This window comes from Streptomyces sp. NPDC043996 (assembly GCF_056435225.1).
The window spans coordinates 1-26,866 of the sequence record NZ_JBWKEY010000012.1 but is presented as its reverse complement, the minus strand read 5'-3'; the positions used below and the strand labels follow the sequence as shown (position 1 = coordinate 26,866).

Here is a 26,866-nt window from a genome sequence, read left to right as displayed (position 1 = left end):
CGGAACAATCCGCGCCCACCCCTCTCGCACTCCCAGCCGACGACATCACTCCATCGGGTCGGCCGAAGGCGCACCGCGCCGACCCGGCGCGGGCTCCAGGTCGAACTCCCCGTCACGCGCCCCGAGGACGAACGCGCGCCACTCGGCCTCGGTGTACCGCAGCACCGTCTCCGGCTCCAGGGACGACCGCATGGCCACCGCGCCCTCGGGCAGATAGGCGATCTCCACGCGCTCCTCGTGTGCCTCGGTGCCGGGCGCGCTGTGCCATTCGGCCCCCGAGATATCCAGGGCGTAGAGCTCGTTCTTCTCGCGCTCCTTGCGCGCCCTGACTTCCTCGTCCTGTGCCTCGGCCATGGTGGAACGGCCCCTTCCCGACGTACGAACGAACTGTGCCGCCACCCTACTTGGACCTCGACGTACGCGGAGAGCAACGGCGAAGTAACCATGGAGTCGTCACGCGGCGCGCGCCCCTACTTCTTGAGCGCGGCGAGGGCGTCCCGGGTGTCGGACGTGATCATCTCCTCGGCGTCCTGGTCCGAGGGCGGCTTGACGCCGCTGGTCGAGGTGCCGCCGTACCAGCTCCACCGCATCTCGTACGTGAACCACCCGTCCCGCACGCCGAGCGTCATGCTGGAGAGCTCCTTGGAACTGCTCGTCTCCCGCCGCTCGGTGACCAGGTACGCCTCGTCGCCGAGACCGCTGACCGCCTTCGTCTCGTACCCGTACGTCTTCTCCGAGCGGTCCTCGAAGCCCTTGTACAGGGAGGCGAACTCCCCCTCGGGGTTGCTCTTCTTGTGCCACTGCGCGGTGCTGTACAGATAGACGCTGCTGTAGTCGCTCGCACCGGCGTTCTTGTCCTTGAGGCTCCACGTGCAGTTGCCGGAGTCGAGCCCCTCCTGCCGGGACGCGTAGTGCGTGGTCGGATCGCTGGTGTCCCGCGGTTCGTAACGCTCCTTGAAGGCCTCAATGGTGACGGCGTCACAGAGGTTCTTCTGGAAGTTGTACCCGGCGAGATCAGCCTCGGCATCGTCCCCGCCCTTGGCGACCCCGGCCCCGAACACCAGCCCGGCCCACACCGCGGAAGCGACCACGACACCCCCCAGCCCCCAAAGCCACCCCGCCCCCTTCCGCTCCACCGGCACCCCAGGCGGCCCAAACCCCACCGGCGACTGCACCGGCGGATACCCCCCCAGGCGGCACCCCCGGAGGCTGCTGAACATAAGGATTCTGCTGATACGGATTCGGAGGCTGCTGCTCCGGCGGTATGGACATGCCACGCAACGTACCCGATGCGTCCCAAGGGTAAGACCAAATGTGCGACGCCAGGGGGGCTGTTTACAGCTCCCGCCAGAGAGTGATCATCGCGCACAGCCTGAAGCGCGCAACGCAGTCGCTCTCCCACGGGGACTGGACCGGTGAGAAGCCGACTGCCCCGAGGTCGCGCGTTGTTCCTCGGCGATGCGAGATCGCGAAGCTGCTGGTCGTCTCCGGATGTGGCGGCACCCTTGAATGGGAGAGCGTTATTGAACTTTACACTTCAGCTCACGCTTGGAGAATCTTACGAAATCATCCATAAGTGAAGATATTCTCTTGCGGGCCGCCTTTGGCTTCGCTGGTTCGGAAGCCCTTAGCTCCAACTCGATATATTTGTAGGAGTTCGGCCAACGGGTCTCTGTGGAAGGCAGGGAGGATGGGCGCTCGCACGTGAAGTAGGCCGCTGTCCCACTGCTGAATTTGGTGGACCAGGCGATCCCTCTATCTCCCGCGCTGATTGATGAGGGATTAGTCTTGGCCCAAGCGCTCCAGTCGATTTCCTTAGGCGACTGAGCTTTTCGGCTTGCGCTCGCAGAGAATTTTGTGTTCCCGTTGAAATAAACTAGACATGATGTGCTCTGCTTGGACTTGTAGAGATCGAATTCAGGATCTTCATCTACGGTAGTCTCCCCTTCTCCTTTCGGTAAAAGGTTTGCAACTTCCTCTCCCTTGAATGCATTCCAGCACACCCTCTTGGGGAGTTTGACGTTGGAATTATTCCTATTCGACGCGTCGCTGCAGCCGGAGATTGTAAGGGCTCCTGCGATGAAAGCTACGACTGGGACAGTTGGGCCAAGTCTCATCTTCGTGCGTGACTTCACTTCGCTCCTGTAGCGATGTGTGGACTCAGTTACCTAGGTTTGGAGCTGGCTACCAGATCCCGGCCGATCGAATGTGCTGTAGCTGTTTCCGTTGACGCGGAACCCTTGTATGCCGCGATAAGGTCGGGATCGATCCCTGTTCCTTTTGCTGCTGCTGCCACGGCATTTTGTGCCGAATCTTTCGTTGCCTTCTCGGCGTTTGCGTACCCGGTTGCTGTCTCCCTTCGCGCCTGATCTGTCGTGTCTTGCTTGGCGCCCTCGACCACGGACTCCGTGACATCCTCCTGAAGCCACTGCGCGATGTCGCCGCCAACTGGAAACATCTCAATGTACTTCGCTCCTGCGGCAGTGATTATGCGATTTGTCCATTTCGCTTGATCTTCGACTGCCTTGTTGTACCGCTCATCCTCGTATGCTTGCCGGTCATGAATCGCTTGAGCTCGAGCTTCGGTCATCATGCCGGCAATCTCACCCCCAGGGTGTACCGCGTTGCGCACTGACTCACCCATGTCCGGATGTTTTTGAGGGTGCGTTAATACGTCACGCACAAGTGCAGTGGTGTATGCCTGCTGTGCGTTGCTGATGGATCCGTACGAGTCCGGATCCTGCCCTACAGCCCCTAGGAAGCGGGCCATGTCTGCCTTGGGGAACTCGGCTTGATGGCCGAACGGCTTGATCAAGCCCGCTCCGTTTTCTGCGGAAGCTTGCAAGTCGGGCATGTACTCGGCAGCCATGTCGCCAAAATTTCTGCTGAGGCCTGAAAGGCTGCCAGGAGGGTCTCCCGGCTTGGCGGCGACAAGAGTAGGGTCCTCTCCGATCTTTGATACTACGCGTTCCATCACATTGGCCATTTCCTCTGTGTGCCTCACCGGGGGAGCGTCCAAATCCCCTGGAGGTCGGTGCGTGACGGCAACTTCAAGAGCGTTGCCGATTGCATTGAGGGTGGGAGTCGATTCATTTCCGGCGCCGGACTTGGTGTCACTCAGATCTTCCAGGATTCCTTTGTCAAGGAAATAGTCCACCGTGCCCTGCGGCTCACCGTGCTGGCCGCTAACGAATCGGTCGGACTTGGTGACGATGCCGTCGTTGTCGCTATCCTCGCGTACTGGTTCATTGAAGAACGATGTTGCCGCATTCGGATTATGAGTCATCGCCTCTAGCATCCCGGTGATCGGGTTGAACCCTCTTCCGCCCTTCTCGTCGAGGTTGAGGGAAACTCCCGGATCGTTAGGGATGCTCTCTGTCCAGATGCCTGGATCCTTCTTGTCCATGGCGGTCATGTCGCGCGCTACAGACGTGAGAAATTCCGTGTCGTACTTGCCATTCCTAATAAGTGCCCCCAGTGCCTGGTAGCCGTAGATCTTCGTCCCTGGCCGCGTGTTGGGAACGTCGATCTGCTGGTGGCCGACCTTCATCAACTGTGTGGTCCACGCGTGGTCCAGGCCGCCGGGTGCACGCGTCGCCGTGCCGAGCATGTTGCCCATGTCGGTCTGGATTCCGTGGACCAGGTTCGCCCGGTCCTGCCCGGGAGCTCCGAGGCTGGTGGCGTCCAAGGACATCGTCGCGTAGATGTCGAGTGCTCCTTGGGGACCGAGACGCCGGTAGTAGTCGGTGGAGAATTCAGGATCCCTGGCGTTGATGTGCAGGAGATCCCGCAGTTCCCGGAGCTCCTTCAGATGCCGGGCGGTTCCGCCCTCACCCGTGACGATCCTGGTGAGCTCAACCGCACGCGCGACTTCGGCGTCGTCGATCATCCGGTGCTTCGGCTTGCTGAAGTTGTGCTTGTTCTTCGTGATGTTCGCCTCGAGGGTGCGGGCGGTCCACTCGTCGTCGTGCCTGCACTCCTCGACGATGCGGTTGATGCGCTTCTGCGTGTCCGCGATATCAGCGCGTTGCTTGCTCAGAGCCCGCGCGTACGCGCCACGATCGGTGTCGTGCTGGGCCGACACGTCATCCTCAAGGGAGTGCACGGCAGTGACCTTGCCGTTGTGATCCACCTTGAGGCGCTTTCCAGGCGCCTCGACGTCGACGATTTCCCGGAGCGCTTCCTTGGCTGTCTTGACCGACAGGTATCCCTCATTGAGGATGTCAGCGATCCCCTTGGCGGCCTGCGCGGCATCATTGAACTCTGCGGTCGTCTTCTTGATGAACGGCTTGGTGACGTCCGAGTTGACGCCCTCCCAGTCGGCCTTCTCCGACTTGGCCAGCATTCCGCTCTCGGCGCTCGCGTGAAGGTCCACCAAACCGTCGACCACATCCCGCCAGTCGTCGATCGCGGCCTTCATCTGCGCGACCGGCGCGTCATAGATGTCTTGGAAGTCGGGCATGCTCAGTGACGCCTCTCACCTGAAGTACTTGCTGATCCGGGAGGCACTCATCGCGGTGATGATGTCGTCCTCGTCCTTGGCGTGCGCGGCCTTCGAGTAGTCCAGATGGTTGGAGATGTTGGCGCACGCGTCCAGAAGGGTCCGCAACTGAGAGTTCCAGGTGTCGTGCACGGTGAGCAGAGCCGAGCCGGTACGGAAGCTCTTGTTCGTCAACGCGGTCGCCGCGCTGAACGTGCTGCCCCGGGCGAGATTGCCCTTCCTCTGCAGCCCGTCGATCAGTTTGTAGGCGTCGTTTCCGATTCGCCCCAGATCATCACGGCGGACGACGAGGTCATGGGCCCCCTTGCCCTTGCCGCCCTCTCCGGAGACCTGATTCAACCGCGTCTGCGCCGTGTGGTGTTCGGCCGCGGAGTTCCTGGCTTTGCCCCACTCTTCCTCGAACGACATGGCCCCCCGCTCAACTCGATCGACGATGTACAGGACGAGCCGCGAGCGCGGTCGCGGCTCGACGTCCGTGTCCCCTCACAGGGATGGCCCCGAGCCGGGCCGATCGCCGGAGGAACGGTTGAATCCGTCCCCCTGCGGTGGCCCGAACTGCTGGTGCGGTACGTGGTGCGGCAACGGTGGCGGCGGCCCCTGAACAGTTGCCTGCGCGTTCCGCCGACGGCGGGTGCGGACCGCGTAGCCGGGGACCACGGCACCCGCGAGGACGGCGCCACCGAGCCCCAGCGCGATCCACAGAGAGGAGCCGTCGCCATCCTTGGACGCCGCGACGGGGCCGGAGCCCTTCCGCCCCGACTCCTCGCCGCCATCCGCGGAGTCACCGTCCTTGGCCGACGGCCCGGACGCAGGTGCTTTGGGCTCGGCTGCTGCCAGATCAGGAAGGGGGTACTTGTCGGCCGGCCCGGGATCACCCGGTGAGGTGAGAGCGATCCGGGGACGGACGGCGCCGTAGCCGACGGTATTGGTCCGTTCCTTGCCGCCCACGGGTTTGCCCGCGGTGTTGATGAGGACACGCAGGACCTGGTTGTTGGTCCAGGTGGGGTGCTTGGACCAGATCAGGGCGGCGGAGGCGGATGCCAGGGCGGTGGCACCGCTTGTGCCGTTGCCTCGACAGACGCCTGTGCCGCCAGGGCAGGCCGAAACGATGTTCTCGCCCGGTGCTACGAGGTCGACTTGAGGACCCCATTGAGACCACTTGGCGCGGGCTGCGCTCTTGCCAATCGCGCCGATGCCAATGACGCCTGGTGTTGCGGCTGGATACTCGAAGAGATTGGACTTATCGCCACTGTTGCCCACGGCAGCGAAAATCAGCTTGCCTTTGCCGATGGCGTATTTCACCGCCTCCGCCAGAGCGGGCGTGCTGACGTTCCGTGTTCCACTGCTGTTCATCTTGCCCATGGAGATGTTGATGATCTGGGCCCTGCTGTCGGCAGCGTAGCGAATTGCTTCGGTCAATTTACGTGCGTACTCGGAACCGCTGTCGACTTTTCCGTAATCTTCCTCGGCGTACTTCATCCGGATAGGAAGGATCTTGGCATCCGGTGCGAGGCCGTACGAACCGTTGGCCGCGCCCCTCGCACCGGTTCCTGCGATAAGTGCTGCCATGCCTGTGCCGTGCCTGTCGTGGTCGGTGTGTTCGTCGCCTGACTTGGTGGAGTAGTCCTTGCCGTCCAGGACTCGACCTCGTAGATCGGCGATGGAGTCATCGACTCCCGAATCGATGACAGCGACGGTGATGCCACGGCCCGTGCTTGATTTCCACATCTCGGGCGCGTGCATGGCGTCGAGGTGCCATTGCCTGTCACGAATCGTGTCAGCGTGAGCAGACCCAGCGGTGGCCGCTGTGAGCAGCAGAGCGAGTGCTGCTGAAGCAGCGCCCGTCCAGTGACTGGGACGCTTGGTTCGGGTACGCATCCGCATGATTTCGCTGGTTTCTCGTGAGGTCAATCGACGACGGGGGGAACGACACGGCGACCACGTGGTTCCCAGGTCTCGTCGCCCTCGGTGAGGTAGTGCGGTCGGTTCTCGCGCTGGTCATCACGTCGCGACGTGCCACTGGGGGCATGGGGCGCTGACGCCCCGGGGCGTCCCGACAGCCCGTGCTGCCCCGCTGCGTTTGAATCCCGAGGACGCACCAGGCCCGTGCCGCCAGGAGTGAAGGGGCGTGGACCGGCCTGGCCAGGTTGTTGCCGTCCACCCACGACACCACCGGTCTCTCCAGCGAGACGTCGCCCACCGGCAGTCCCGCCCTGGCTCCCGCCTCCTGGCGCGATGCCTTGCCCGAATCCTGGGCCCATGGGCATGCGCCCTTGCGGCCTGTCGCCGCCGATGACCGTGCTGTGCGGAAGGCCTGTCGCTGGACGCCCCATATCCAGCGGTACGCGGCGTCCACCAACGATGCCTGGATTGCTCGGGGGGTGTGAAACTGGGCCTGCTGCGGGCGGTCCCTGGCCAGGCCTCACTGGGGGGCGAGCGTCCGGCGGCGTGCGCCCTGTAGGAGGCAGGTCCTGAGGGATCTGTTTGCCCCCGAGCGTCGGTGGAAGGGGCACCGGTTGGCCGTGAGGTCCGTTTTCGGGTCGTCCTGGCACCGGAGGCGTGGAGGGATCCACTGGCAAGGTCGGTGGGGCCTGAGGAGGTGCGATGGTGTTGTCGATCCCCATGTGCACAGGACGGTCCGGGATGTTGCTGGTCGGCCAGTCCGGTGGCGGGGAGCTCGGATTCGGTGGGACGTTGTGACTGCCTGATGGCACTGGACCCGTATTCCCGGACGGGCCTGCGCCAGGTCCGCCAGCAGGAGCAGGAGCCGTCCCGCCTGGAGGGACCGTTGTCCTTTCGGTCTGTGGTGAGGGAGCCGACCTGCTACCCACAGGGCCACTCGGGCCGACTGGCACAGTCGGCTCATCAACTGGAGCCTGTCGCCAGTCCTTCGCCTTCATATGGGCCGCCGGCGGCGAAAACGTAGGCGGCGTAACCCCATTCACCCGCTCCGCCGTGAACTGATACGTCTGGGCCAGCTTGCGCATGCGGGCAACGGCTTCCGCCTTGAGCGCGTCGATGCGCCCCCGCGCGTCCGCCGCGTCGGACTGGGAGGTCTGGGTGACCTCGCGTGCGTCGGGGTCGTTCTTCGCCTCGCGGGCGGCGGCCAGGTTCTTGTGGGCGTCGCGGAGGTCGGCCTTGGCGGTCGCCGTCTCGGAGACGTCCGGCATCGAGGCCTTCGCCTCGGCGATGGCCTGCGAGACCTCGCCCATCCAGCGGGCGGCGATGCCGCTGTACTCGCCCAGGTTGAGCGTCGAACTCCCCGCCTGGTCACCCCATTCGCGGAACGCGTCGCCCGCCTCGCCCTGCCACTCCAGGCCCTTGACGTACGTCTTCAGGTCGTCGCCGATCTTGGTGATGGCGGACGCCGCCTTGGACAGCTTCCCGGCCAGGTGCGAGGCTGCCTCAGGGCTCGCGGAGTCGAGCAGGGCCACTAACTGCTCGTGGGTCATGGACTCGAAGTCCGTGTGGGCGACCCGGGGTGCCCGGCCGCCGCCTCCCGTGTGCCGCTCGGCCATCAGAGCCCCTCCGTGCCATTGGCGTCCTGCTTGCCGGTCTCCGCGGAGCGCTCCCGTCGCGCGTACGGATCCCGCTCCACCTCGTAGTACTTCTCCGCCTCCGCGTTGAGCGCCCTCATCCGCGCGCGGATGTCGTCCTCGAGGTTGTCGTAGCCGACGCGCGACGCGTGGACGGCCAGGCCCAGGCCCTCGATCTGGGTGCCCAGGGCCTTCGAGAGCTTCTCCAGCTCGTCATGCACGATGTCGTACGACTCGTACAGGAACTGGGCCTCCTTGAAGTCCGAGGAGCCGAGCTGCGCGCGCGACAAGCGGTCCGCGCCGACCTTCCCGGGGGCCGCCTCGGAGCCGTGGAGCTCCTTGAGCAGCGTGTCGACCCGTCTCTTGAACTCCTTCATGGCCCTGGTGTGGATATCCAGCGCCATTTGCGGATTGACACCGTAAAGACTGTCGAACGACTTGCCCGTGTCCGGCGCGCCCACTGTCCCCCCGCCGTTTCCCGAACTCCCCACTCCAGCCTCCCCGTTGCGTACGTGCCGCCACTGTCACTCTAGTGGCGGCCTGGCAAGTGACCCACTTGAATCAGTGACGTCCCGCGCTTTCGGGACACGAACGTCCCGCGCCCCGGAGGCAGCGGCCGTGCGCGCACGTTGCCGAGGACGTCGCCCTCGCTCGGGTCCCCCGAAAGGACGACCCCCTGGGCACCCAGTTCCTTCACACGCTGCATGAACGGCTCGTACATGGAGCGCGAGGCGCCCCCCGAGCTGCGCGCGACGATGAACTTGACGCCGACGTCCCGTGCGAAGGGGAGATGCTCGACCAGGGCCCCGAGCGGATTGCCGGAGGCGGTCGCGACGAGCTCGTAGTCGTCAATGATCACGAACAGCTCGGGGCCGTTCCACCAGCTGCGGTCACGCAATTCGCGTGGGGTGATGTCGGGCTTGGGAGCGCGCTTCTCCATGAACGTCGCGATCGCGTTCATGTGGACGTCCATTGCAGATGCCATTGGCGCGTACTCCAGGAGGTGCTCCTCCGAGACGGCCTCCAGCATCGTGCGCCGGTAGTCGCCCACGACGATCCTGGCCTGGGCCGGGGTGTACCTTTCGGCCACCTGTTTCGCGATCAAACGCAGCAGGTTCGTCTTGCCCGACTCGCTCTCCCCGAAGACCAGGAAGAACGGATCTGTCTCGAAATCGACGAAGACCGGTTCCAGGTTCGCCTCGTCGATGCCGATCGCGATGCCCTGCTGGGGGAACTCGAAGCCCTTGGGGAGCCGGTCGGCGGGCAGCGTGCGCGGCAGCAGCCGGACCGGCGGGGCGGCAGGACCCTGCCAGTGGGCCGCGACCGCCTCGGTCAGCTGGGCCGTCCCCGCGGCCAGGCTCGCCGCGTCCGACACGGCGTCCACGCGCGGCAGCGCCGCCATGAAGTGCAGCTTCTCCGGCACCTGACCCCGGCCAGGGGACCCCGTGGGCACGTTTACCGCGACCTTGCGGTCGAACTCGGAGTCCATGGCGTCACCGAGGCGCAGCTCCAGGCGGCCGAGCAGCTGGTCCTTGAGGGCGGCCCGCACCTCCATGTAGCGCGACGCGGACACGACGACGTGAACGCCGTATCCGAGCCCTCGGCCCGCGATGTCGTTGACGACGGGTTCGAGCATGTCGTAGTCGTTCTTGAAGCTGCCCCAGCCGTCGATGACCAGGAAGACGTCGCCCCATGCCTCGCCCGGCAGCTGCCCGGCCGCGCGCCGCTGCCGGTAGGTGGTGATGGAGTCGATGCCGTTGGCCCGGAAGAACGCCTCACGGCGGTTCAGGACACCCGCGACCTCCGCCACCGCCCGCCGCACCCGCTCCGGGTCGAGCCGGGACGCCACGCCGCCCACGTGCGGCAGCCCGGACAGCGATGACAGGCCTCCGCCGCCGAAGTCCAGGCAGTAGAACTGCGCCTCCGCGGGGGTGTGCGTCAGCGCGAAGGACGCGATCAGGGTGCGCAGCAGCGTCGACTTGCCCGACTGCGGGCCACCGACGAGCAGCATGTGGCCCGCGGCTCCGGAGAAGTCGCGGTACAGCGTCTCGCGCTTCTGCTCGAAGGGCTTGTCGATCAGCCCCAGCGGAACGACCAGGCCTCCCGGGCGCGCGTACTCGCCCGCGTGCAGTCCGCGCTCCGGCGAGGTCATGAGCGGCGGCAGCAGCTGGTCCAGCGTCGGCGCCTCGTCCAGTGGCGCCAGCCACACCTGGTGCGCCGGGACGCCCTGGCCCTCTAGGCGCCGCACGACGACGTCGAGCACGGTGTCGGCCAGCGCGTCGTCGTCCCGGACCGCCCGCGGCGGCCGCCCCGGGTCCGGGGCGGCGTAGGTGGCGGGGACGGGCGCCGCCGTGAACAGCGCGGCCCGCCGCTCGACCGGCTCCTGGTCGGGCACCGGATCCGCGCCGCCCGCGCGGTGCGTCCCGGAGACGTACGCCGCCTTGAAGCGGGTCATGTCGTCGGTGCCGAACTTCAAGTACCCCGAACCGGGGACCGGCGGCAGGTGGTAGGCGTCCGGCACCCCCAGCGCCGTACGCGACTCCGAGGCCGAGAACGTCCGCAGGCCGATGCGGTACGACAGATACGTGTCGAGGCCGCGGAGCCTGCCCTCCTCCAGGCGCTGCGAGGCCAGCAGCAGATGCACGCCCAGGGAGCGGCCGATGCGGCCGATCTGGATGAACATGTCGATGAAATCCGGCTTGGCGCTGAGGAGTTCGCTGAACTCGTCGATCACGAGGACCAGCGACGCCAAGGGGGCGAGGGGAGCGCCCGCCGCGCGCGCCTTCTCGTAGTCGTGGATGTTCGCGTAGTTGCCCGCCGCGCGCAGCAGCTCCTGGCGCCGCTGCAGCTCGCCGCGGATCGCGTCGCCCATGCGGTCCACGAGCGTGAGGTCGTCGGAGAGGTTTGTGATCACGGCGGCGACGTGCGGCATCTCGGACATCCCGGCGAACGTGGCGCCGCCCTTGAAGTCCGCGAGGACGAAGTTCAGGGTCTCGGAGGAGTGCGTCACGGCCAGCCCGAGGACCAGCGTGCGCAGTAGCTCGGACTTGCCCGAACCCGTCGCGCCCACGCAAAGACCGTGCGGCCCCATGCCCTCCTGGGCGGACTCCTTCAGGTCGATCATGACGGGTTGGCCGTCCTCGCCCACACCGATCGGTACGCGCAGCCGTTCGGCTGTCGAACGCGGCCGCCACGTGCGCGTGACGTCCACCGACGCCGCGTCGCCCAGGTTCAGCATCTCCGTGAAGTCCAGGTTGGCCAGGAGCGGTTCGTCGTCGTCACCGCCGCCCGTGCGCAGGGGCGCGAGCTGGCGCGCGAGCGCCTCGGCGGTGGCCAGCGGCAGCGCGTCGGCCGTCCCTTCGTAGGCGACGCCGTCGCCCGACTCCAGGCGCAGACGACCCCCTCGTACGACCACGGAGAGTCCTCCGCGCGGCTCGTCGAGCTCTCCGGGGACGACCTCGACGATCGTGACCCCCTGGAGGCCCTCCTGCGCGGCGAAGGCGGACGTCGGCGGCACCATGCCGCCGTCGAGGACGACCACGATGTGCGGCTGGTCCACCACGGGCTGACCGCCCCTGCTGAACCTCGGCCGCCCGTCGAGCTGCCCGGCCAGGAGCTGCTCGAGCTCGCCCAGGTCGTCCCCGAACAGCCGCTGTGACCCCGCCCCGTCGATCCGCCCCGGCACCTGGCAGTGCGGCAGCCACTTCGTCCAGTCCCAGCACTCGACGGCGCCGGGCGCGGCCACGACCGCGATCCTCAGGTCGTCCGGGCTGTGCAGTGTGGCGAGTTGGGACACCAGCGCGCGGGCGGCGCCCCGCGCGCTCTCCGGCTCACCGGACACCGTCAGGTGGTAGAAGGCGCGCAGCGACACCGCCACCGGCAGCCCCTCCACCGAGCCGTGCACGGCGAGGAACCGCTGCATCGCCCCCGCCGCCAGCGGCTCCAGCTCATCCACGGGCGCGGTCTGCGGCGCCACCAGGGGAGTGGCGAGCCGCTGCGGGCCGAGGCCGACGCGGGCCTGCCCGAAGTCCCCGTCCCCGACGCGCCGTTCCCACACCCGGGTGCCCTCGGCGACCACCGACCACAGCTGGTCCGGGGCCGGGTGCTGGTAGAACTGCGCGTCGCGCTGCCTGAGCGCCGTCCTGCGCACCGTGCGCCTCGTCTGTGACAGGTACTTGAGATAGTCCCGGCGCACATCCGCCATTTGCCCCTGCGTACCCCGGCGATATCGGACGATCTGCGCGATCACCATCGCGAGGGTCGAGACGAGCATCACCACACCCATGATCCGCATGAACGGATGGGCGTTCGGCGAGGCGAAGAAGAAGACCACCGACGACCCCATGCCGAGGGTCGGCAGGAGCTGCAGCAGCATGCCCTCCTGCTGCCCGCGCGGCAGCTCCGGCGGCGCCTCCAACCGCAGCTCGTCCGTGGGCACTTCGGGCGGCAGCGCGCGTGGCGGGCGTTTGATGACGATCTGGCTCACCGGAACATCGATCCCCCTGATCGGGCGGGTGGTCCCGCGGCCGCGGCCGCGGTGTCCTGCGCCGCCGCACGCACGGCCACGGACTCCTTCCGTACAGTTGCGATCCTACTGTCCGCCACTGACAGCGGGTGGCGATAGGGTGACTCCCCAGTCGTGCGCAACCGCGAATCAGGGGGGTATGCCAGTGAGTTCGCCCACGGCGACCGGATTCTGCCGGGTCACTGTCGTGGCACCCGACAGCCGTATCGACGTCGCGCTGCCCGAAGACATGGCGGTGGCCGACATCCATCCCGAGATCCTCCGGCTGACGGGCCAGACGCAGGAAGTCGGCGCGCCGACCGGATTCCACTTGGTGCGCCGCGACGGCGCGGTGCTCGACGGCGCCCGCACCCTCGCCGCGCAGCGCGTCCTGGACGGCGAGGTCCTCAGCCTGCGCCCGTTCGCGACGTCCCTGCCGCCCACGGTCTATGACGATGTGTCAGACGCGGTCGCGTCCGCCGTGACGCGCGACCGGCACCTGTGGAACGACGACCTGCTGCGCGTGGCCGGCCTCATCGGCGGCGCCGTCCTGCTCGCCCTCATGGCCCTGGTCCTCTGGTACGCCGACCCGGTCCGCCACGACACGCACGGCCTGCCCGCCGTCGTCGCCGGCGCCGCGGGGCTGCTGCTCACCGCCTTCGCGGGCGTACGCGCGCGGGTCTACGCCGACCGGGCCGCGAGCGCCGCCCTGGGCCTCGGCGCCCTCCCGCTGCTCCTCGTCGCGGGATCCGGCGTCGTCGCCCCCGACGCGGGCCAGGGGCCAGGACGCCTGCAGTTCCTCATCGGCTGCGTCACCGTCCTGGTCGCCTCGGTCGCCCTGGTCGCGCTCGCCCCCGCCAGCGACGCCCCCTTCGTGGCCGCCGCGTTCCTCGCCGCGGCCGGCACCCTCGCCACGTTCCTCAGCGTCGTCACCGAGTCGTCCGCCACCGAGGCCGCGGCGGTCGTCGCCCCGGTGACGATCGCCCTGGTCGCGTTCCTGCCCGGCCTGTCCTCCCGGTTCGCACGGCTGCCCATCGGCTACGCCCCGCCCCGCAGCGCGACGGACGAGGACTTCTACGCCGACCCGGACACCACCCCGGACGCCGAACCCCTCGACGCCGAACGCGTCGCGGCCCAGGCCCGCCGCGGCCACGAGCTGCTCCTCGGCCTGGTCGGCGGCGCGGCGGCCGCCGTCGTGGCCTCGGCGGCCGTGCTCGGCTTCTCGGACGACCTCTGGGGCCAGCTCCTCGCCCTCGCCTCCGGGCTCGCCATGCTGATGCGGGCCCGCCTCTTCCGGTACACGGCCCAAGTGGCGTGCGCCCTGCTCGCGGGCATCGCCGCCATCGCCGCGCTGCTGCTCGGCCTCGCGCTCAACCCTCCGAGCGACGCCATGAAGGACCTCGTGCTCTACGGAGACCACGGGCCGCTGGAACAGCGCACGGTGTGGCTCGTCGTGGCCGTCATCGCCGGATGCGCACTCCTTACGGCCATCGCGCTCACCGTTCCGCGGCGGGGCCTCACGCCGTTGTGGGGCCGCCTGCTCGACCTGACCGAGTCGGCGGTCCTGCTGTCGCTGGTGCCGCTGTGCCTCGCCGTCCTGGATGTCTTCAACGCGGCTCGGTCGCTGACCAGTTGACCTGCGCCCTTACTCTTAGCTTCTTTTCCCAGGACACAGGACATTCGAGAACAGGAGCCCCGGCGTGAGCTACGGCCCGCCCCATTCAGAGTTCACCGAGTCCGCGCGGGCCGCGGACCGCGCCCAACGGCAACGCCGCACCAGGGCCGTCGCCGGACTCGCGGCCCTGCTGGCCCTGGTCCTGTGCACGGGCGGCTGGATGATCTGGGCCGCGGCCGACGACGAGGACGCGCGGCGGAACCCGGCGGCGGCCCCACAGGCGCCGGACGACATCCGGGACACCACCGAGACGACGCCCCGGTCCCTGGCGGGCCGCAAGGCGGTCGAGTACGTCGAAGACGACATGAAGAAGGCATACGGACGGGACACGGTCCACGCTCCCGGCGCCTGGGCCACGGACAAGACGTTCGTCAGGGGCGTGGGCGCCGGCCTGAAGGGCTTCGCTTTCGGCACCCTCGAGGAGAAGTGGTCGACCCGCCTGGACGGGCCGATCTGCGACACGACCCGCCACGTCACCGTCGACGGCCGCACGGCCGTGCTCTTCCAGGCGCGCGCCGACTCGGCCGACCGGGACAAGCGGGACGACAAGAAGAGCGACAAGAAGAAGGGCGACAACAAGAAGGACAGCGGCAAGGGCAAGAAGCCCAAGGACAAGAAGCCGAAGAGCAAGAACAAGGACGGCAAGAAGAGCAACGACGACAAGAAGAGCAACGACGACGAGAAGAAGAGGGACAAGCGCAAGCCCAGCCGCGCGGACTCCGGCGCCGGGGCCGTCGACCCGTACGTCTGTGACCGTCTGGCCATGGTCGACCTGAACACCGGCAAGAAGCTGTGGCAGGTACGGCTGCCCGAGGCCACCCACGCCTTCGCGCCGCACACGAACGTGACCATGACCCGTGGGACGGTCGCCGTGGCGTGGGGGCGGGGCTCCGCCGCGTACGCCATGGACGGCGGTGAGCGGCTCTGGAAGAACACCGGCGTGAAGTCCTGCCAGGACACCGGCTTCGCGGGCGGACGGGCCCTGCTGGCCCTGGTCACGTGCGGAGACCCCAGCGCCCCCGCCTACCGCGTGCAGGCGGTCGACCCGCGGACGGGCAAGCCCACCTGGACCTACAAGGTCGCGCGCGGGGTCAAGGGCGTCTACCTGGTGTCCTCGAGCCCGGCGGTCCTCGCCGTGGCCGCGGGCGACATCGTGCCGACCGACTTGATCACGCTGGATGACCGGGGCGCGTACCAGGCGACGATCGACCTGCCCGAGAAGCGCTATGTCGACACGTGCCACAGGCAGCTGTTCGGCGGCGTGGAGACGTGCGACTCCATCGTGGTCGGGCGGGACCAGCTGTTCCTCGCGACCAAGGGGGACATCGGCGACGGCAACTGGATCGTCTCGTTCGACCTCGCGACGGGGAAGACCGTCCGGAAGTTCGGCCCCAAGGGCCTGGCCCGCGTCTACCCGCTGCGCATGAGCGGTGACAAGCTGCTCGCGCTCCGGCCGGGCGACCAGACCACTCCGACCGCCGTCATCAGCCTTGATCCGGGTACGGGCAAGGAGTCCCCGTTCCTCCTCTTCGGCACGCCCCGCGTCTCCAACCTGACCGAGCCGGGGGAGACGGACGTCATCGTCGAAGACGGCCGCGTCTTCTTCGCTCCCCGCGAGCTCGACACCGAGAACAGCGGAGAATGGAAGGGGTCGGGCTACGGCGCCCTCGGCGTCGAGCCCTCGTGACGGCGCGTGGGCGGCCCGCCACCGGAATGGCGGCTTCCTAGGTGTGCCGTCGAGGGCGCGCGTCCTCCCTGGTACTCTGTGTAACGCCCGCCTGTCTGCGCGCGCTCCCAGGCCCTCCGGCCCGGGGATCCGCGCCCCGCGGCACCCGCCCTCATCGGCGGACCCCCACCTCCCGAGGTGGAACCCCCTGCCTCCGAGTCCCGGAAGCACCCCTGAGATGAAGACCAGGGGCACTCGGAGGCGCACCTAGACATCACAAGGAGTACGCGTGTCGCTCGACGCCGCTACGAAGAAGCAGATCATGTCCGAGTTCGGCCAGAAGGAGGGCGACACCGGCTCCCCCGAGGTCCAGGTCGCCATGCTCTCGCGCCGCATCTCGGACCTGACCGAGCACCTCAAGATGCACAAGCACGACCACCACTCCCGTCGTGGTCTGCTGATCCTGGTCGGCCAGCGTCGCCGTCTGCTGCAGTACCTGGCCAAGAAGGACATCCAGCGCTTCCGTGCCCTGGTTGACCGCCTCGGCATCCGCCGCGGTGCGGCGGGCGCCAAGTAAGACGCCGTGAAGGGAGCGGTTCCCACTCGAAGCACTCGAAGGGGGCCGCTCCCTTTGCTGTACGTGCGCGGTGTCACAGTCGCTTTGTAGTCTGGTGACACCTGGCACGGTGCCAGGCGCCGTCCCACGGTTCCAGTGGACCGTGGCGGCGCCGTATGAGACAACCGCATAGAGGAGAGGCGCTCCCCGCCGCCGCCGGTCCTCGGTAGTGGCTTCCGGGGTCGAAGCAGGACACGGTCCCCGGGGGCTTCGATCGAAGACCGGCCCGCACCCAAGGCGCGCTTCTCCGCACCGCTCCGACGCCACACGGGCAGGGGCGGACCCCGGGCCACACGGGCCCGGGGTGAAAAGACGATACGTAACGGAGAAATCGCTAGTGGAGAACGAGACCCACTACGCCGAGGCCGTCATTGACAACGGCACCTTCGGCACCCGCACCATCCGCTTCGAGACGGGCCGTCTCGCCAAGCAGGCCGCCGGCTCCGCCGTGGCGTACCTGGACGACGACACGATGGTCCTCTCGGCCACCACCGCGTCCAAGAAGCCCAAGGACCAGCTCGACTTCTTCCCCCTGACGGTGGACGTCGAGGAGCGGATGTACGCCGCCGGCAAGATCCCCGGCAGCTTCTTCCGTCGTGAGGGCCGCCCCTCCGAGGACGCGATCCTCACCTGCCGCCTGATCGACCGCCCGCTGCGCCCCTCCTTCAAGAAGGGCCTGCGCAACGAGATCCAGATCGTCGAGACGATCATGGCGCTCAACCCCGACCACCTGTACGACGTGGTCGCGATCAACGCCGCCTCCTGCTCCACGCAGCTGGCCGGCCTGCCCTTCTCGGGCCCGATCGGCGGCACGCGCGTGGCGCTCATCAAGGGCCAGTGGGTCGCCTTCCCGACGCACACCGAGCTCGAGGACGCCGTCTTCGACATGGTCGTCGCCGGTCGCGTCCTGCCGGACGGCGACGTCGCGATCATGATGGTCGAGGCCGAGGCCACCGAGAAGACCATCGAGCTCGTCAAGGGCGGCGCCGAGGCGCCGACCGAGGAGGTCGTGGCCGCCGGTCTCGAGGCCGCGAAGCCCTTCATCAAGGTCCTCTGCAAGGCCCAGTCGGACCTCGCCGCCAAGGCCGCCAAGCCCACCGGCGACTTCCCGGTCTTCCTGGACTACCAGGACGACGTGCTCGAGGCCCTGACCGCCGCGGTCAAGACCGAGCTCGCCCAGGCGCTCACCATCGCCGGCAAGCAGGAGCGCGAGGCCGAGCTCGACCGCGTCAAGGAGATCGCCGGCGAGAAGCTGCTCCCGCAGTTCGAGGGCCGCGAGAAGGAGATCTCCGGTGCCTACCGCGCGCTGACCAAGAAGCTGGTCCGCGAGCGCATCATCAAGGACAAGGTCCGCATCGACGGCCGCGGCGTCACGGACATCCGTACGCTCGCCGCCGAGGTCGAGGCCATCCCGCGCGTGCACGGCTCGGCGCTGTTCGAGCGTGGCGAGACCCAGATCCTGGGCGTCACCACCCTCAACATGCTCCGCATGGAGCAGCAGCTGGACACCCTCTCCCCGGTGACCCGCAAGCGCTACATGCACAACTACAACTTCCCGCCGTACTCCGTCGGTGAGACCGGCCGCGTCGGCTCCCCGAAGCGCCGCGAGATCGGCCATGGCGCGCTCGCCGAGCGCGCCATCGTGCCGGTCCTGCCGACGCGCGAGGAGTTCCCGTACGCGATCCGTCAGGTGTCCGAGGCCCTCGGCTCCAACGGCTCGACGTCCATGGGCTCGGTCTGCGCCTCCACCATGTCGCTGCTGAACGCCGGTGTGCCCCTGAAGGCCGCCGTCGCCGGCATCGCCATGGGCCTGATCTCCCAGGAGATCGACGGCGACACGCACTACGTCGCCCTCACCGACATCCTCGGTGCGGAGGACGCGTTCGGTGACATGGACTTCAAGGTCGCCGGTACGAAGCAGTTCGTGACCGCCCTCCAGCTCGACACCAAGCTCGACGGCATCCCCGCCTCGGTCCTGGCCGCCGCGCTGAAGCAGGCCCGCGACGCGCGACTGCACATCCTCGACGTGATGAACGAGGCGATCGACGTTCCGGACGAGATGTCCCCGAACGCGCCGCGCATCATCACCGTCAAGATCCCGGTGGACAAGATCGGTGAGGTCATCGGCCCGAAGGGCAAGATGATCAACCAGATCCAGGAGGACACCGGCGCCGACATCACGATCGAGGACGACGGCACCATCTACATCGGTGCCGCCGACGGCCCGGCCGCCGAGGCCGCCCGCGCCACGATCAACGGCATCGCCAACCCGACCATGCCGGAGGTCGGCGAGCGCTACCTGGGCACCGTCGTGAAGACGACGACCTTCGGCGCGTTCGTGTCGCTGCTCCCGGGCAAGGACGGTCTGCTGCACATCTCGCAGATCCGCAAGCTCGCCGGCGGCAAGCGCGTGGAGAACGTCGAGGACGTCCTCGGCGTGGGCCAGAAGGTCCAGGTCGAGATCGCCGAGATCGACTCCCGCGGCAAGCTCTCCCTGATCCCCGTGATCGAGGGCGAGGACGGCGCCGAGAACGCCGACGACGCGAAGGACGACGCCGCCAAGTGACGTCCCGTAGCTCCAAGGCGACGGCCCGCACCTCTTCGGAGGCGCGGGCCGTCGCCCGTACCCAAACTCTGATCAAGGGCCAGAACGGCATCGGCACGGTCCGCAAGACCACCCTCCCCGGAGGTCTGCGCGTCGTCACCGAGACCCTCCCCTCGGTCCGCTCCGCCACCTTCGGCATCTGGGCCCACGTGGGCTCCCGCGACGAGACGCCGTCCCTGAACGGCGCGACGCACTACCTGGAGCACCTCCTCTTCAAGGGCACGAAGAAGCGCAGCGCCCTGGACATCTCCTCCGCGATCGACGCCGTCGGCGGCGAGATGAACGCCTTCACGGCCAAGGAGTACACGTGCTACTACGCGCGCGTGCTCGACACCGACCTGCCGCTCGCCATCGACGTGGTCTGCGACATGCTCACCGGCTCGCTGATCCTCCAGGAGGACGTCGACGCCGAGCGCGGCGTCATCCTCGAAGAGATCGCGATGACGGAGGACGACCCGGGCGACTGCGTGCACGACCTGTTCGCGCACACGATGCTCGGCGACACCCCGCTCGGCCGCCCGGTCCTCGGCACGGTCGACACGATCAACGCCCTCACGGCCGACCGCGTCCGCCGCTTCTACAAGCGGCACTACGACCCGACCCACCTGGTCGTCGCCGCCGCGGGCAACGTGGACCACCAGAAGGTCGTACGCCAGGTCCGCGCCGCCTTCGAGAAGGCGGGCGCCCTCACGCGCGCCGACGCGACCCCCATCGCCCCGCGCGCGGGCGTACGCCGCGTGCGCACGGCGGGCCAGGTGGAGGTCGTCGACCGCAAGACCGAGCAGGCCCACGTCATCCTCGGCATGCCAGGACTGGCCCGCACCGACGAGCGCCGCTGGGCCATGGGCGTGCTGAACACCGCGCTGGGCGGCGGCATGTCCTCGCGTCTCTTCCAGGAGGTCAGGGAGAAGCGCGGGCTCGCCTACAGCGTGTACTCGTACACCTCGGCCTTCGCCGACACCGGCCTGTTCGGCGTGTACGCGGGCTGCCGCCCCAGCCAGGTGCACGACGTCCTCAAGATCTGCCGGGACGAGCTCGACCACGTCGCTGAGCACGGCCTGACGGACGACGAGATCCGGCGCGCGATAGGCCAGCTCGCGGGCTCCACGGTCCTCGGCCTCGAGGACACCGGCGCGATCATGAACCGCATCGGCAAGAGCGAGCTGTGCTGGGGCGAGCAGATGTCGGTCGACGACATGCTGGCCAGGATCGCCGCGGTCACCCCGGACGACGTGCGCGCCGTGGCCCGCGACATCCTGGGGCAGCGCCCGTCGCTCTCCGCGATAGGCCCGCTCAAGGACAAGCAGGCCGCCCGCCTGCACGAAGCGGTGGCCTAGGCCCGGGACTCCCGGGCCGTGGTCCCGTACGACTCATAACTCGGTTAAGGAAACAGGCAGATGAGCAAGCTGCGCGTGGCGGTCATCGGGGCCAAGGGCCGCATCGGCTCCGAGGCGGTACGAGCCGTCGAGGCCGCCGACGACATGGAACTGGTCGCGGCCCTCGGCCGGGGCGACAAGCTGGAGACGCTGGTCGACACGGGCGCCCAGGTCGCGGTCGAGCTGACCACGCCCGGCTCGGTGATGGGCAACCTCGACTTCCTCGTCCGGCACGGCATCCACGCCGTCGTCGGCACGACGGGCTGGACCGACGAGCGCCTCGCGCAGCTGCGGACCTGGCTGGCGGCGTCCCCGGAGACCGGCGTGCTCATCGCGCCGAACTTCTCCATCGGCGCGGTCCTCACCATGAAGTTCGCGCAGATCGCGGCGCCGTACTTCGAGTCCGTCGAGGTCGTCGAGCTGCACCACCCGCACAAGGCCGACGCCCCCAGCGGCACCGCCACGCGCACCGCCCAGCTCATCGCCGCCGCCCGCGAGCGCGCGGGCAGCGCCCCGCAGCCCGACGCCACCGAGACGGCCCTCGAGGGCGCCCGCGGGGCGGACGTCGACGGCGTGCGGGTGCACGCGGTGCGCCTGAGCGGCCTCCTGGCCCACCAGGAGGTGCTGCTCGGCGGCGAGGGCGAGACGCTCACCGTCCGGCACGACTCGCTGCACCACAGCAGCTTCATGCCGGGCATCCTGCTTGCCGCCCGCCGCGTGCCGGTGACTCCGGGCCTCACCTTCGGCCTGGAACACTTCCTGGACCTGAGCTGACCCGGGCCGACTCCATGCGCGCAAAGATCACCTACGCCGTCACGGCCGCCGTCCTGGTCGTCTACTTCGTCCTGGTCGGCAGCCGTGGCGTGCTGCTCATACAGCACGGCACCGTCCTGACCGTGTCCTTCGGCGTCGCGGTGCTGATCCTGCCGGTCATCGGCGTCTGGTTCCTGTGGCAGAACACGCGGTTCGTCCAGCGGGCCAACCGCCTCGCGGCCGAGCTCGAGGCCGAAGGCGGGCTGCCCGTCGACGAGTTGAAGCGCACGCCCAGCGGCCGCGTCGACCGGGATTCCGCCGACGAGGTCTTCGCCCGGCGCAAGGCCGAGACGGAGGACGCCCCCGACGACTGGCGCTGCTGGTTCCGCCTCGCCGTCGCCTACCACGACGCCCGGGACACCCCCCGGGCCCGCAAGGCCATGCAGCGGGCCATCGCCCTCCACGAGGGCAGGCCGGTGAGCGTCTGACCACGCTGGGAACGGGTTGGGCCGTGCCGGGAACGGGCTAGGCCGTACGGCCGTATTCGTCGGCCCAGGCCTCGACGGTGTCGGCGGCCCGGTCGAACGCGGTGCGCCGCGCGAGGAAGTCGGCGCCGCGGTCGGTGAGCAGCACCGTCCGCTCGGCCGCGGGCCGGTCGCCGCGTACGAGGAGGAGGGCCTGGCCCTGGACGGTGCGGGGCAGCCCGAGCCAGCGCACCGGCTGCTGGACCGTCCGCACGGAGGCGACGTGCGCCCACGGCGTCGTCCGGGTGTACAGGAAGGCCACGCGGCGCAGGCCCTGGGCGCTCACCCAGGTGCCCACCCGCAGCAGCCGGACCGCGACGCACACCACGAGCACCGCGATGCCCCCGCAGGCCGCGGCCCCGGACAGCGAGCCGGCGAACGCGATGATCACCGTGGCCACCAGGGCGTACGAGGCGAGGAGCAGCAGGACGGCGGCCGCGCCCACGCGCCAGGGGCCCGGGCGGTACGGCCGACGCCAGTGGTCGCGGTCGTCGAACGGGAGCGCGACGTCTTGCGCGGCCTCGTCGAAGGCCCGGTCCGGGGTCAGGAAAGGCAGGGGCACGGCTGGTCCTCACTCACTCCGCACACGTTGTGCCCGGTGAGGCTATCGAGCCGTGTCCCCTGCTACCAGCCTCGGGGGGCCAAGGGAGTGGGGGGTGGGGCCACCAGATGGCCCGGGGGCCGGGGACGGTCAGCGACCGTCCGAGGCCTCGGACTGCTGGTTCTTGGCCGGTGCCTGGTCGGCCGACATCGCGGGCATCCCGAAGAGCACGGAGCCCACGAGACCGGCGACCACGGTGAGCCCGATGAGCGTACGGCCGACGACCTGACCGGCCGTGGCGCGCTCACGGGGTGGGGGAGTGACGTTGCTGCGGAACTTGTCGGCTTCGGCGATGAAGGCGAACGGAACGGGCTCTCGCCGACGAAACATGGGGCGCGCTTCTCCTCACGGGTCTCGAACGAAACTCTGTTGCCTATACAGACGCTCGAAACGCCCAAAGGGTGCCCGGTTTCAGTAAATTCGCCGAAGATTGTCATGAGGGGTCTCCGGACGGCCGATTGTCAGTGCCGGGCCATAGAGTGGTCGCCGTCCCTCGCAGCACGTGGATGTTCGGGGGACGCCCCACGATGCACAGGGAAGGACCCCGCCAGTGAGCGAGACCCCAGCCGAAGACCTCAAGCCCAGCTTCCGGAGCGACGTCACGGTCGAGCTGGTGAAGCATGCCGCGACCGACCAGGACGTCCTGTGGGCGGCGCGGGTCTCGACCGCGGGTGAGCAGTCCCTGGACGAGCTGAAGAAGGACCCGGAGCGCTCCAAGGGCCTGATCAACTACCTGATGCGGGACCGCCACGGCAGCCCCTTCGAGCACAACTCGATGACGTTCTTCATCAGCGCCCCGATCTTCGTCTTCCGCGAGTTCATGCGCCACCGCGTCGGCTGGTCGTACAACGAGGAGTCGGGTCGGTACAGGGAGCTCCAGCCCGTCTTCTACGTCCCGGACGAGTCCCGCAAGCTGGTCCAGCAGGGCCGCCCCGGCAAGTACGTCTTCGTGGAGGGCACCCAGGCCCAGCAGGAGCTGACGGGCCGCGTCATGGAGGACTCCTACCGCCAGGCGTACGAGGCCTACCAGGAGATGCTCGCCGCCGGCGTGGCCCGCGAAGTGGCCCGTTCGGTTCTCCCGGTGGGCCTGTTCTCGTCGATGTACGCGACGTGCAACGCGCGCTCCCTGATGCACTTCCTCGGCCTGCGCACCCAGCACGAGCTCGCCAAGGTGCCGTCGTTCCCGCAGCGGGAGATCGAGATGGTCGGCGAGAAGATGGAGCAGCACTGGGCCGAGCTCATGCCGCTCACGCACGCGGCGTTCAACGCCAACGGCCGCGTCGCGCCGTGACCGGGCGCCCGGTTCCACGGGCCGGGCGCACACCTGGATCGCCTCGGCACAGATGTGCGGTTGAGCCGACAGAAGTGTCCGTATTGCGGCTTTTCCGGAAGTTCATCTAGCCTGATCAAACGGACCCGGCACTGCTTGAACCCCCGAGCAGGCAGTGCCGGGCTCCCTCGAGTGTCACACCCAGCACATCCCCCGAGGGGCGACCCCGCGCTGAGCAGCGAGTAGCGTGTTACCCATGGCTCCGACCTCGACTCCGCAGACCCCCTTCGGGCGGGTCCTCACCGCCATGGTCACGCCCTTCACGGCGGACGGCGCACTCGACCTCGACGGCGCGCAGCGGCTCGCCGCCCACCTGGTGGACGCAGGCAATGACGGCCTGATCGTCAACGGCACCACCGGCGAGTCCCCGACCACCAGCGACGCGGAGAAAGCAGAGCTCGTCCGAGCCGTCCTGGACGCGGTCGGTGACCGCGCCCACGTCGTCGCCGGAGTCGGCACGAACGACACCCGCCACAGCATCGAGCTCGCCCGCACCGCCCAAGAAGCGGGCGCGCACGGCCTGCTGACCGTGACGCCGTACTACAACAAGCCCCCGCAGGACGGCCTCCTCCGCCACTTCACGGCGATCGCCGACGCCACCGAGCTGCCGGTGATGCTGTACGACATCCCGGGCCGCAGCGGCGTGCCGATCAACACGGAAACGATCGTGCGCCTCGCGGAGCACCCGCGTATCGTCGCCAACAAGGACGCCAAGGGCGATCTCGGCCGGGCCAGCTGGGCCATCGCCCGCTCCGGCCTCGCCTGGTACTCGGGCGACGACATGCTGAACCTGCCGCTCCTGTCGGTCGGCGCCTGCGGCTTCGTCTCGGTCGTCGGCCACGTGGTCACCCCCGAGCTGCGCGCGATGCTGGAGTCGTACGTCAACGGGGACGTCCAGAAGGCCACGGAGATCCACCAGAAGCTGCTGCCGGTGTTCACGGGCATGTTCCGTACGCAGGGAGTGATCACCACCAAGGCGGCGCTCACGCTGCAGGGCCGCCCCGCGGGGCCGCTGCGGCTGCCCCTGGTCGGGCTCTCCCCGGAGGAGACCGCCCAGCTCAAGATCGATCTTGCGGCCGGCGGGGTACAGCTCTAACCACAGACTTCACAACTCAATACGCAATATCCCGCAGGCCAGGCGCCTGCACCCACAACTGCTACTGCACGAACGTCATGCGCGCCACGTGCCCTGGAGGTACGTGGCGCGTGTGGTGAGGAGAGTCTTTTGAGTCATCCGCATCCTGAACTCGGCGCACCGCCCAAGCTCCCGAAGGGCGGCCTGCGGGTCACCCCGCTCGGCGGCCTCGGTGAGATCGGCCGGAACATGACGGTCTTCGAGTACGACGGGCGTCTGCTGATCGTCGACTGCGGAGTGCTCTTCCCTGAGGAGGAGCAGCCCGGAATCGACCTGATCCTGCCGGACTTCACGTCCATCCGTGACCGCCTCGACGACATCGAGGGCATCGTCCTCACGCACGGTCACGAGGACCACATCGGTGGTGTCCCCTACCTCCTGCGGGAGAAGCCGGACATCCCCCTGATCGGCTCCAAGCTGACCCTCGCCCTGATCGAGGCGAAGCTCCAGGAGCACCGCATCCGTCCGTACACGCTGGAGGTCGCCGAGGGCGACCGGGAGCGTCTTGGCCCCTTCGACTGCGAGTTCGTCGCGGTCAACCACTCCATCCCGGACGCTCTCGCGGTCGCGATCCGCACCCCCGCGGGCATGGTCGTGCACACGGGCGACTTCAAGATGGACCAGCTGCCGCTGGACCGCCGCCTCACGGACCTGCACGCGTTCGCCCGGCTGAGCGAGGAGGGCATCGACCTTCTTCTCTCGGACTCCACGAACGCCGAGGTCCCGGGCTTCGTCCCGCCCGAGCGTGACATCTCGAACGTCCTGCGGCAGGTCTTCGCGGGCGCCCGCAAGCGCATCATCGTGGCCAGCTTCGCCAGCCACGTCCACCGCATCCAGCAGATCCTGGACGCGGCCCACGAGTACGGCCGCAGGGTCGCCTTCGTCGGCCGCTCGATGGTCCGCAACATGGGCATCGCGCGTGACCTCGGCTATCTGCGGGTGCCGCCGGGCCTGGTCGTGGACGTGAAGACGCTCGACGACCTGCCGGACCACGAGGTCGTCCTGGTCTGTACGGGTTCGCAGGGCGAGCCGATGGCGGCCCTGTCCCGGATGGCCAACCGCGACCACCAGATCCGCATCGTCCAGGGCGACACGGTGATCCTGGCGTCGTCGCTGATCCCGGGCAACGAGAACGCGGTCTACCGCGTGATCAACGGGCTGACCCGCTGGGGCGCCAACGTCGTCCACAAGGGCAACGCCAAGGTGCACGTCTCGGGCCACGCCTCCGCGGGCGAGCTGTTGTACTTCTACAACATCTGCAAGCCCAGGAACCTGATGCCGGTCCACGGCGAATGGCGCCACCTGCGCGCCAACGCCGAGCTCGGCGCCCTCACCGGCGTCCCGCACGACCGCATCGTCATCGCCGAGGACGGCGTCGTCGTCGACCTCGTCGAGGGCAAGGCGAAGATCGTCGGCAAGGTCCAGGCGGGCTATGTGTACGTGGACGGCCTCTCGGTCGGCGACGTCACCGAGTCCTCCCTCAAGGACCGCCGCATCCTCGGCGACGAGGGCATCATCTCGGTCTTCGTCGTGGTCGACTCGACCACCGGCAAGATCACCGGTGGGCCGCACGTCCAGTCCCGTGGCTCGGGCATCGAGGACGCGGCCTTCAACGACGTCCTTCCGAGGATCCAGGAAGTCCTGGAGAGGTCGGCTCAGGACGGCGTCGTCGAACCGCACCAGCTGCAGCAGCTCATCCGCCGCACGCTGGGCAAGTGGGTGTCGGACAACTACCGCCGCCGCCCGATGATCCTGCCCGTCGTCGTCGAGGTCTGATCACCTTCGGACCGTCCTGACGACGCGAGCCCTGGAGCGGGGCGCCTCGATTTGCATCGAGGCGCCCCGCTCCAGTACGTTTACGGCTCCGCCAGACGGGGAACCGCCGAGCACGGCAACGTGCGAGGGGCCACCCGGACGGGGCGGAAATTCCGACTCAGAATCTCTGATAAAGTCGGAACCGCCGGAAAGGGAAACGCGAAAGCGAGTCCCTGAAAGGCACCGAGGAAATCGGAACGGACCGGGAAGCCGGAAAGATCTGATAGAG

General features: G+C 68.3%; 20 protein-coding genes. 10 read left to right on the top strand and 10 right to left on the bottom strand.

Annotated elements, in window-relative coordinates:
- Positions 1-45 precede the first annotated feature (45 nt).
- The 8 genes from AC07A4_RS28395 to eccCa form a co-directional block, all read right to left on the bottom strand.
- The gene (locus AC07A4_RS28395) at positions 46-354 is read right to left on the bottom strand and encodes a DUF397 domain-containing protein (protein ID WP_478603735.1); all 309 of its coding nucleotides are present in this window, start codon (positions 352-354) and stop codon (positions 46-48) included.
- Positions 355-470: 116 nt separating this feature from the next.
- Positions 471-1,091, bottom strand: a complete 621-nt coding sequence (locus tag AC07A4_RS28390) for a hypothetical protein (protein ID WP_478603733.1) — start codon at positions 1,089-1,091, stop codon at positions 471-473.
- 429 nt (positions 1,092-1,520) lie between these two features.
- On the bottom strand, positions 1,521-2,135 hold the full coding sequence (locus AC07A4_RS28385; RefSeq protein ID WP_478603731.1) for a hypothetical protein: 615 nt from the start codon (positions 2,133-2,135) through the stop codon (positions 1,521-1,523).
- Between the two features lie 29 nt (positions 2,136-2,164).
- Positions 2,165-4,462, bottom strand: a complete 2,298-nt coding sequence (locus AC07A4_RS28380; RefSeq protein ID WP_478603728.1) for a DUF6571 family protein — start codon at positions 4,460-4,462, stop codon at positions 2,165-2,167.
- Between the two features lie 15 nt (positions 4,463-4,477).
- A complete protein-coding gene (locus AC07A4_RS28375; protein ID WP_478603726.1) occupies positions 4,478-4,909 on the bottom strand; it encodes a hypothetical protein in 432 nt (143 codons plus the stop codon).
- Positions 4,910-4,984: 75 nt separating this feature from the next.
- Positions 4,985-6,379: a type VII secretion-associated serine protease mycosin gene (gene mycP / locus AC07A4_RS28370; RefSeq protein WP_478604313.1), complete on the bottom strand. Its 1,395-nt coding sequence runs from the start codon at positions 6,377-6,379 to the stop codon at positions 4,985-4,987.
- 1,639 nt (positions 6,380-8,018) lie between these two features.
- Positions 8,019-8,414: a hypothetical protein gene (locus AC07A4_RS28365; protein WP_478603723.1), complete on the bottom strand. Its 396-nt coding sequence runs from the start codon at positions 8,412-8,414 to the stop codon at positions 8,019-8,021.
- A gap of 152 nt (positions 8,415-8,566) precedes the next feature.
- Positions 8,567-12,523, bottom strand: a complete 3,957-nt coding sequence (eccCa, locus tag AC07A4_RS28360) for a type VII secretion protein EccCa (RefSeq protein ID WP_478603722.1) — start codon at positions 12,521-12,523, stop codon at positions 8,567-8,569.
- Between the two features lie 178 nt (positions 12,524-12,701).
- On the opposite strand from eccCa, the gene eccD reads away from it, so the two are divergent.
- The 7 genes from eccD to AC07A4_RS28325 all read left to right on the top strand — a co-directional run bounded on the left by eccD (position 12,702) and on the right by AC07A4_RS28325 (position 21,720).
- Positions 12,702-14,177 (top strand): type VII secretion integral membrane protein EccD, encoded by a 1,476-nt coding sequence (eccD, locus tag AC07A4_RS28355; RefSeq protein WP_478603719.1) that lies wholly within the window; start codon positions 12,702-12,704, stop codon positions 14,175-14,177.
- 64 nt (positions 14,178-14,241) lie between these two features.
- On the top strand, positions 14,242-15,903 hold the full coding sequence (locus tag AC07A4_RS28350; protein WP_478603717.1) for an outer membrane protein assembly factor BamB family protein: 1,662 nt from the start codon (positions 14,242-14,244) through the stop codon (positions 15,901-15,903).
- A 268-nt stretch (positions 15,904-16,171) separates the two neighbouring features.
- Positions 16,172-16,459 carry a 30S ribosomal protein S15 gene (gene rpsO / locus AC07A4_RS28345; RefSeq protein ID WP_478603714.1) on the top strand — a complete coding sequence of 96 codons (288 nt, stop codon included), beginning with the start codon at positions 16,172-16,174 and terminating at the stop codon, positions 16,457-16,459.
- A gap of 376 nt (positions 16,460-16,835) precedes the next feature.
- Positions 16,836-19,064, top strand: a complete 2,229-nt coding sequence (locus AC07A4_RS28340) for a polyribonucleotide nucleotidyltransferase (RefSeq protein ID WP_478603711.1) — start codon at positions 16,836-16,838, stop codon at positions 19,062-19,064.
- A complete protein-coding gene (locus tag AC07A4_RS28335; RefSeq protein WP_478603709.1) occupies positions 19,061-20,440 on the top strand; it encodes a M16 family metallopeptidase in 1,380 nt (459 codons plus the stop codon). The genes AC07A4_RS28340 and AC07A4_RS28335 overlap by 4 nt, the downstream gene beginning before the upstream one ends.
- Before the next feature lie 60 nt (positions 20,441-20,500).
- Positions 20,501-21,253: a 4-hydroxy-tetrahydrodipicolinate reductase gene (gene dapB, locus AC07A4_RS28330; protein WP_478603706.1), complete on the top strand. Its 753-nt coding sequence runs from the start codon at positions 20,501-20,503 to the stop codon at positions 21,251-21,253.
- 14 nt (positions 21,254-21,267) lie between these two features.
- A complete protein-coding gene (locus AC07A4_RS28325) occupies positions 21,268-21,720 on the top strand; it encodes a tetratricopeptide repeat protein (protein WP_478603703.1) in 453 nt (150 codons plus the stop codon).
- Positions 21,721-21,757: 37 nt separating this feature from the next.
- Here AC07A4_RS28325 and AC07A4_RS28320 read toward each other — a convergent pair whose 3' ends face one another.
- Together AC07A4_RS28320 and AC07A4_RS28315 are read right to left on the bottom strand one after the other, a co-directional pair.
- Complete coding sequence (locus AC07A4_RS28320) at positions 21,758-22,318, bottom strand: hypothetical protein (RefSeq protein ID WP_478603701.1); 561 nt, start codon at positions 22,316-22,318, stop codon at positions 21,758-21,760.
- A gap of 129 nt (positions 22,319-22,447) precedes the next feature.
- Positions 22,448-22,687: a hypothetical protein gene (locus tag AC07A4_RS28315; RefSeq protein ID WP_478603698.1), complete on the bottom strand. Its 240-nt coding sequence runs from the start codon at positions 22,685-22,687 to the stop codon at positions 22,448-22,450.
- A 220-nt stretch (positions 22,688-22,907) separates the two neighbouring features.
- Here AC07A4_RS28315 and thyX point away from each other — a divergent pair, with 220 nt between their 5' ends.
- From thyX to AC07A4_RS28300, 3 genes are all read left to right on the top strand, one after another.
- Positions 22,908-23,648, top strand: coding sequence for an FAD-dependent thymidylate synthase (gene thyX, locus AC07A4_RS28310; protein ID WP_478603696.1), 741 nt, complete (start codon positions 22,908-22,910; stop codon positions 23,646-23,648).
- Between the two features lie 235 nt (positions 23,649-23,883).
- Positions 23,884-24,783 (top strand): 4-hydroxy-tetrahydrodipicolinate synthase, encoded by a 900-nt coding sequence (gene dapA / locus AC07A4_RS28305; RefSeq protein WP_478603693.1) that lies wholly within the window; start codon positions 23,884-23,886, stop codon positions 24,781-24,783.
- A gap of 129 nt (positions 24,784-24,912) precedes the next feature.
- Positions 24,913-26,598 (top strand): ribonuclease J, encoded by a 1,686-nt coding sequence (locus AC07A4_RS28300; RefSeq protein WP_478603691.1) that lies wholly within the window; start codon positions 24,913-24,915, stop codon positions 26,596-26,598.
- The last annotated feature ends 268 nt before the right edge of the window (positions 26,599-26,866 follow it).